At 76.6% G+C, this 7,674-nt stretch carries 8 protein-coding genes; 5 read left to right on the top strand and 3 right to left on the bottom strand.

Annotation, left to right across the window (positions count from 1 at the left end; translation table 11 throughout):
* On the bottom strand, nt 1–1,282 hold a 1,282-nt coding region (locus ACI795_RS03200; RefSeq protein WP_457073761.1), incomplete at its 3' end, for a 4-hydroxybenzoate 3-monooxygenase.
* Nucleotides 1,283–1,333: 51 nt separating this feature from the next.
* Nucleotides 1,334–2,110 carry an IclR family transcriptional regulator gene (locus ACI795_RS03195; protein ID WP_457073760.1) on the bottom strand — a complete coding sequence of 259 codons (777 nt, stop codon included), beginning with the start codon at nt 2,108–2,110 and terminating at the stop codon, nt 1,334–1,336.
* Nucleotides 2,111–2,179: 69 nt separating this feature from the next.
* On the opposite strand from ACI795_RS03195, the gene pcaH reads away from it, so the two are divergent.
* From pcaH to pcaC, 5 genes are read left to right on the top strand one after another with little or no spacing between them, the layout of a single operon-like run.
* On the top strand, nt 2,180–2,947 hold the full coding sequence (pcaH, locus tag ACI795_RS03190) for a protocatechuate 3,4-dioxygenase subunit beta (RefSeq protein ID WP_457073759.1): 768 nt from the start codon (nt 2,180–2,182) through the stop codon (nt 2,945–2,947).
* A complete protein-coding gene (pcaG, locus tag ACI795_RS03185) occupies nt 2,944–3,600 on the top strand; it encodes a protocatechuate 3,4-dioxygenase subunit alpha (protein ID WP_457073758.1) in 657 nt (218 codons plus the stop codon). Before pcaH ends, pcaG begins: the two co-directional genes overlap by 4 nt.
* 37 nt (nt 3,601–3,637) lie before the next feature.
* The gene (pcaB, locus tag ACI795_RS03180) at nt 3,638–4,999 is read left to right on the top strand and encodes a 3-carboxy-cis,cis-muconate cycloisomerase (protein ID WP_457073757.1); all 1,362 of its coding nucleotides are present in this window, start codon (nt 3,638–3,640) and stop codon (nt 4,997–4,999) included.
* A complete protein-coding gene (gene pcaD / locus ACI795_RS03175; protein WP_457073756.1) occupies nt 4,996–5,772 on the top strand; it encodes a 3-oxoadipate enol-lactonase in 777 nt (258 codons plus the stop codon). The genes pcaB and pcaD overlap by 4 nt, the downstream gene beginning before the upstream one ends.
* Nucleotides 5,769–6,176 (top strand): 4-carboxymuconolactone decarboxylase, encoded by a 408-nt coding sequence (gene pcaC / locus ACI795_RS03170; protein ID WP_457073755.1) that lies wholly within the window; start codon nt 5,769–5,771, stop codon nt 6,174–6,176. The genes pcaD and pcaC overlap by 4 nt, the downstream gene beginning before the upstream one ends.
* Nucleotides 6,177–6,178: 2 nt before the next feature.
* Here the strand turns inward: pcaC and ACI795_RS03165 are convergent, their stop codons facing one another.
* Nucleotides 6,179–7,597, bottom strand: coding sequence for a hypothetical protein (locus ACI795_RS03165; protein WP_457073754.1), 1,419 nt, complete (start codon nt 7,595–7,597; stop codon nt 6,179–6,181).
* Nucleotides 7,598–7,674 lie beyond the last annotated feature (77 nt).

The following is a 7,674-nucleotide window of genomic DNA, read 5'->3' as shown; positions in this document are numbered from 1 at the left end:
CCCCCCCCCCCCCCCCCCCCCCCCCCCCCCCCCCCCCCCCCCCCCCCCCCCCCCCCCCCCCCCCCCCCCCCCCCCCCCCCCCCCCCCCCCCCCCCCCCCCCCCCCCCCCCCCCCCCTCGACGGGGAGGCCGGTGTAGTTCTCCGCCAGCTCGCGGGCCGCGGCCTCGGAGGAGCAGACCCGGCGCAGCTGGGACAGCTGGAGCTCGGCGTCGAAGTCGTCGCCGGAGCGGTGCAGCATCGAGGTCATCCACCAGGAGAAGTGGGTGCACCGCCAGACCCGGGCCAGTGCGCGGTCGGAGTAGCCGTCGACCAGGTCGGTGCGTCCCTCGGCCAGCAGCCGCACCAGGGCCTGGGCCAGCAGGGTGACGTCGGCGACGGCGAGGTTGAGCCCCTTGGCGCCGGTGGGCGGCACGATGTGCGCGGCGTCGCCGGCGAGGAACAGCCGGCCACGGCGCATCGGCGCGCTCACGAACGAGCGCATCGGCAGGATCGACTTCTCGGTGACCGGGCCGGTCTGCAGCTCCCAGCCGTCGAGGGCGAACCGGGTGGACAGTGCATCCCAGATCCGATCGTCGGACCAGTCCTCGATCTTCTCGGTGGGGTCGACCTGCAGGTAGAGGCGGGACACCGACGGCGAGCGCATCGACAGCAGGGCGAAGCCGTCGGGGTGCCAGGCGTAGACCAGCTCGTCCTCGCTGGGCGCGACGTCGGCCAGGATGCCCAGCCAGGCGTACGGATAGGTCCGCTCCCAGGTGCGGCCGACCGTCCCAGCGGTGACCACCGGGCGGGAGACGCCGTGGAACCCGTCCGTGCCGGCGACGACGTCGCACTCGAGCACCTGCGGGTTCCCGTCGGCGTCGGTGAAGCGGATGCGCGGTGAGTCGGTGTCGACGTCCTCGGGGGAGACGTCGGAGACCTCGAAGAGCAGGGGCGGGCCGTCATCCAGCTGGGCGCGGATCAGGTCCTTGGTGACCTCGGTCTGCCCGTAGACCCACACCCGGCGCCCGCAGAGCGCGGGGAAGTCGAGGTGGTGACGGGTGCCGGGGTGCTGCAGGTGGATGCCGTCGTGCGGCAGGCCCTCGCGCTGCAGCCGGTCACCCACGCCGGCGTCGACCAGCGTGCGCACCGTGTGCTCCTCCAGGATGCCCGCGCGGATGCGCGCCTCGACGTAGGAGCGGGACCGGTTCTCCAGCACCACGGTGTCGATGCCCTGCAGCTGCAGCAGCCGGGACAGCAGCAGTCCCGCGGGGCCGGCTCCGATGATCCCCACCTGGGTGCGCATGCCGCCGAGTGTGGCCTGCGTCGCGGGCTCCGGCCGAACCCAGGCTTCTGCTCAGCGGAACTCGGCGGTCTGCCCCAACGCCCGCCCGATGCCCCGGGCGGCGACCTGCAGCACCGGCGCGAGCCGGGCCAGGTCGCGGCGGTGGGTGGGGACGACGATGCCCAGCGCGGCGACGACGACGGGGCCGGCGGGCCGGTCGACGGTCACCGGGACGGCGACGGACGCGGTGCCCAGGGACATCTCCTCGGCCGTGCGCGACCAGCCGCGGCGGCGGACCTCGCCCAGCTCCCGGGTGACGGCCCGGGGGTCGACGACGGTGTACCGGGTCTCCCGGCTCAGTTCCTGCAGCACCCGGTCGACGACCTCGTCGGGCGCGCAGGCCAGCAGCACCTTGCCGACCCCGGTGGCGTGCAGCGGCAGCCGGCTGCCCACGGTGCTGACGACCGGCACCGACTCGCGCCCGGAGATCCGCTCGACGTAGAGCGCGCGCAGACCCTCGCGGACGGCGAGGTGCACGGTGTCCCGGGTGGCGGTGTGCACGTCGAGCAGGAAGGGAGCCGCGACCTGGCGCAGCTCCAGCTGCACCGGCGCCAGGAGCCCCAGGTCCCAGAGCTTCCGGCCGATCTCGTAGCGGCCGTCGGGACGGCGGACCAGTGCGCCCCACTCGACCAGCTCGCCCAGCAGCCGGTGGGCGGTGGTCAGCGGCGTGCCCGAGCGGGCGGCCACCTCGGAGAGGGTGAGCCGCGGGTGTCCGCTGTCGAAGGCGTCGAGCACGCCCAGGGCGCGGGAGGTCACCGACCTGCCGGCAGCGGCTGCACCTCCGGCCACGGCGCCATCCGTTCTGCTCAGTGGAAGTCTGGGCTGTCCGAGGGTAGTCCTGGGCCGTACCTTCCCGGCATGACCGGGACCACATCGCGGGCGCCGAGGCCCGCGGAGGACAGCGCCCTGATCCTGCCGCGTTACCTGCGCGAACCCGATGCGCGGCGCACGCCGCTGGACTACCCCGGGTACAGGAGCACCGCGCTGCGGGCGCCGCTGCGCACGCCGGTGGACCTGCCGCACCGGCTCACCGAGGTGACCGGCCCGGTGCTCGGCGAGGACCGGGTCACCGCCGCCGACGCCGACCTCACCGTGCGGCTGGGCGGCGAGGCGCAGGGGCAGCGGATCATCGTCTACGGCCGGGTGCTCGACAGCGACGGCCGCCCGGTGCCCGACGCCCTCGTCGAGGTCTGGCAGGCCAACGCCGCGGGCCGTTACCGGCACGTCGTGGACAACTGGCCGGCGCCGCTGGACCCGCACTTCGACGGGCTGGGCCGCGTGGTCACCGACGACCTGGGCCGCTACGAGTTCCTGACCATCAAGCCCGGGGCCTACCCGTGGGGCAACCACCACAACGCCTGGCGGCCGGCGCACATCCACTTCAGCCTGTTCGGCCGGGCCTTCACCCAGCGGCTGGTCACCCAGATGTACTTCCCGGGCGACCCGCTGTTCGGGCAGGACCCGATCTACAACGCCATCCCGGACGAGGCCCGGCACCGGGCGATCAGCCGGTTCTCCCTCGAGCGGACCCAGGACAACTGGGCGCTGGCCTTCGAGTGGGACATCGTCCTGCGCGGCAGTGACCAGACGCCGTTCGAGACCGACGACGATGGAGATGTGGCGTGACGCTGCCCGATCCGCTGGACGTGCCGGAGAGCACCGAGATCAGCCAGCCCCGCTCGGGCCGCCGGGGCTCCGGCTTCCTCGACGAGCCGCTGCAGTTCGGCACCACGCCCAGCGCCACCGTCGGCCCCTACCTGGCGATCGGCCTGACCTGGCCCGACGGCCCCTTCGCGGTCGCCGAGGGCACCCCGGGGGCGATCTGGCTGCGTGGCCGGGTGTTCGACGGCAACGGCGACGTCGTGCCCGACGCGATGGTCGAGACCTGGCAGGCCGACCCCGACGGCCGGTTCGCGCACCCCGACGACCCGCGCGGCGCGGTGGAGCACCCCGGCTTCCGCGGCTTCGGCCGGTCGCAGACCCGGGACGGCGGCCAGTACGCGATCTGCACGCTCAAGCCCGGCCGGGTGCCGGACGGGGCAGGTGGCCTGCAGGCACCGCACGTCGACGTCTCGGTCTTCGCCCGCGGGCTGCTGGACCGGGTGGTCACCCGGATCTACTTCGCCGACGAGGCCGCGGCCAACGCCGAGGACGCCGTCCTGGCGAGCCTGCCCGACGACGCCTCCCGCGCCACGCTCGTCGCGGCCCCGAGCGAGGACGGCTACACCCTCGACATCCACCTGCAGGGAGAAGACGAGACCGTCTTCTTCGCGGTGTGACCGCCCGCGGCGACCGGGCACCCGCCAGGATGGTCCGGTGACAGGACTCCCCGTGCCCGGCCTGCTGGCGGCCACCTTCGCCCGCGGCCCGGTGAACGCCGGCCCCGGCGACGCCTGGCTGGTCGCCCTGCTCGAGGTGGAGGCGGCGCTCGCCCGCGCGGCGGCCCGGGTCGGGCTGGTCGCGGAGACCGCGGCCGAGGAGGTCGGGCGGGTGTGCGCCGACCCGGGCCGGCTCGACCTGGCCCGCGTCGCCGCGCGGGCCGGGGACGCCGGCAACCCGGTGCCGCCGCTGGTGCGGGCGCTGCAGGACGCCGTGGGCCCGCACGCGGCGCGCGCGGTGCACGTCGGCGCCACCAGCCAGGACGTCGTGGACACCGCGGCGGTGCTGCTGGCCCGGCGCGGGCTGCAGCTGATCGACGCCGACCTGGCCGCCGCAGCCGCGGCCTGCGCCCGGCTGGCCACCGACCACCGCGACGACGTGCTGATGGGCCGGACCCTGCTGCAGCAGGCACTGCCGGTCACGGTCGGGCTCAAGGCGGCCGGCTGGCTGGCCGGGCTCGACGGCGTGCGGGCCCGGATCGCCGCGGTCCTGCCCACGCTGCCGGTGCAGTACGGCGGCGCGGTCGGCACCCTGGCGGCCAGCTCGGGGTCCGGGGTCGACCTGCGGGCCGCGCTGGCCGAGGAGCTGGGGCTGCAAACCACCGACGTCCCCTGGTCCACCGTCCGGCTGCCGATCGCCGACGTCGCCGGGGTGCTGGGCGCGGCGGCCGGGGTGGTGGCGACCATCGCCGTCGACGTCGTCCTGCTCGCGCAGACGGAGGTGGCCGAGGCCGCCGAGGTCGCCGAGGGTCGCGGCGGCTCGTCGGCGATGCCGCACAAGAACAACCCGGTGGCCGCGATCTCCGCGCGGGCCTGCGCGCGGCGGGCGCCCGGGCTGGTGGCCACCCTGTTGGCCGCCATGGAGCAGGAGCACGAGCGGGGCGCGGGCACCTGGCACGCGGAGTGGCCGACCCTCACCGAGCTGCTCGGCACGGTCGGCTCGGCGGTCTCCTGGCTCGCCGAGAGCCTGGCCAGCCTGCGGCTGGACACCGGGCGGATGGCCGCGACGGTCGCCGCCGCCACCGACCCGCTGCTGGCCGGTGCGCTGGCCGAGGCGCTCGCCCCCGCGCTAGGCGCCGGGCCGGCGCACGACGCCGCGGCCGCCGCGGTTCGTACCGCTGCCGAGCAGGGCCGGCCGCTGACCGACGTGGTCCTCGAGCGGACCGACGTGGACGGCGCGGCGCTGGTCGCCGACACGACCCCCGACGTCGGGGAGGCCGGCGCGCAGGTCGACGCCGCCCTCGCCGCCCACACCATCGCGACCCAGGCGGACCCCGCCGGGCAGGGAGGAGCTCCGTGACCGCCGTCGAGGTGCACGCCGTCGTGGAGGGCCCGGCCGACGCGCCGGTGCTGCTGCTGTCCAACTCGCTGGGGTCGGACCTGTCCATGTGGGACCCGCAGGTGCCGGCGCTGACCGAGCGGTTCCGGGTGGTCCGCTACGACACCCGCGGCCACGGCCGGTCGCCGTCCGTGCGGGGCGACGCGACGATCGACGACCTCGCCGACGACGTCGTCGCGCTGCTGGACCGGCTCGGGGTGGAGCGCGCGCACGTCGCCGGGGTCTCCATCGGCGGGATGACCGGGCTGCGGCTGGCGGTACGCGAGCCGCAGCGGCTGCTGACCCTGGCGGTGCTGTGCAGCTCGGCGTACACCGGCAACGCCGAGAGCTGGGAGGAGCGGGCGCGCACCGTGCGCGCCCAGGGCACCGAGGTCATCGCCGAGCCGGTGGTCAGCCGGTGGCTCACCCCGGCGTACGCCGCGGCCCACCCCGACCTGGTGGCCCGGCTCCAGGCGATGGTGGCGGCCGCCGACGACGAGGGCTACGCGGGCTGCTGCGCCGCGATCGCCCGGATGGACCAGCGCCCCGACCTCGGCCGGATCACCGCGCCCACGCTGGTGGTCTCCGGCGCCGACGACCTCGCCGTGCCGCCGGAGCACCAGCGGGTCATCGCCGAGGGGGTGCCCGGTGCCAAGCTGCTGAGCCTGAGCCCGGCCGCCCACCTGGCCAACCTGGAGCAGGTGGCCCAGGTGTCCGACGCGCTGATCGCGCACGCCACGGGAGGCGCACTGTGACCGAGCCCGGTCCGCTGGAGACCGACGAGCAGCGCCGCGCCGCCGGCATGCGGGTGCGGCGGGAGGTGCTCGGCGACGCCCACGTCGACCGCGCGGTCGCCGGCGTCACCCCGCTCACCGCCGACTTCCAGGACTTCATCACCCGGGTGGCCTGGGGCGACCTGTGGCAGCGGCCGGGGCTGGGGCGCCGGGAGCGCAGCATGCTCACCCTGGCGATCACCGCGGCCCTGCGGCACTGGGACGAGTTCGCCCTGCACGTGAAGGCCGCGGTGCACAACGGGCTGACCGACGAGGAGATCGCCGAGATCTGCCTGCACACCGCGGTCTACGCCGGGGTCCCGGCCGCCAACCACGCCCTCGCCGTCGCCAAGCCGATCCTCGCCGAGCTGCGCGCGCAGGACTGAGCTCAGCCCGCCGGGATCTCGACGGGGAACCGCACCCCGTCGGTGCCGAGGTCGGCGACCAGCCCGTCGGGGAACGCCGTCCGCCCCCGGACGACGACCTCCCCGGCGGTGAACCCGGCGGGGACGTCGAAGGCGGCCAGCACCCGGTCGGCAGCACGGCTGAGGTCGATGCCGGAGCGCCGGGTGCCGTCGGGCAGGACCAGCGTGAGCAGCTCGACCGGGACGGCGCCCGGATCACCCTCGGGCAGCGCCATGGTCACGTCCAGCACCAGGTACGCGCGGGCCGGGTCGCGGGGGCGCACCGAACCGTCGGTGCCGGCGAACCACTGCAGCGTCGCCGCGTTCAGCCGCACGGTGACCGGGAAGGACGCCGGCACCCGGCCGGGCGCGCTGAAGGCCGCCTCGACCTGCCGGCTGGCGCCCACCTCCGCCGTCCGGTTGGTCCGGGCCAGCACCTGCACGTTCGCCGCACCGGGGGCGCCGTCCAGCAGCGACAGCCGCTGCTCGAGCCCGTCGTCGAGGACCACCAGGTCGGCCTGCGTCGCGTCCGCCGGGACGGCGACCACGGCCTCCACCGTGGTGTCGGGGGCGACCAGTGCCGGCGCGACCGGCACCGGCGCGGCGCCGGCGACCTGGTAGCTGAGCACGGGCGGGGTGGTGGACCGGCCCTCGCCGGGCTCGACCGTGTAGCGGACGGCCAGGAAGCGCTGCCCCTCGGCGGGACGGCGGGCGCCGTCGCCGCTGCCCACCACCTCCGGCGTGGCCAGCCCGGTGACCGTCACCGCCGCGGCGGGGCCGGACAGCCGGGCGGGCCCGGCCGGCGCCGTCCAGGGCAGCGCGGGGAACGGGCCGGCGGCGGTGAACCCCGGCTCGGCGCGCGGCACCTCCGGCACCTGCAGTCCGCCGGTGCCCCGCGGCGGGGTGCCTCCGTCGGGCCGGAACAGCAGGCCGGCGTCGCCGGCGGCCTGCGGCTCGGGGTCGGCGGGCAGGGCAGCGACGCGCAACCCGACGTCGCCGCCCGCGGGGACGGCGGTGAGCGGGAACCGCAGCCAGCCGCGCCCGGGGTCGCCGCCGACGAACAGCGCCGGCCCGCACAGCAGCTCCCGGCCGATCTCGGTGTCGTCGGCGTCCAGCAGCTGGAACCAGCAGCGGGTGTCCGCGCCGCGGGCCCCGGCGCGCTGGTCGACGTAGTCGGCGAGGCGGTGATCGGCGTCGGCGAGGACCCCCGCCGGGTCGATGACGTAGCGGCCGTCGACGGTGAGCGGGGAGCCGCGCAGCAGCAGCATCACGCCGGCGCCGATCGCCAGCAGCACGACCAGGACCCCGGCGACGGCCAGCCGTGGGTCGACCCGTCGTCGGCGGCGGGCAGGGGCGGTCGCCGGGGGCGGGGACGTCGCGGCCGCCTCGCCGTGCTCGTCCACCCGCGTGCCTCCCCGGTCGTCCCCACGGTCGGGGGAGTGCGCGGAACGTAGCCGACCCGGGGGCGCCTGCGCAGTCA

The organism is Modestobacter sp. SYSU DS0290, from assembly GCF_054050955.1.
This window is presented reverse-complemented; position numbering and strand designations above follow the sequence as displayed.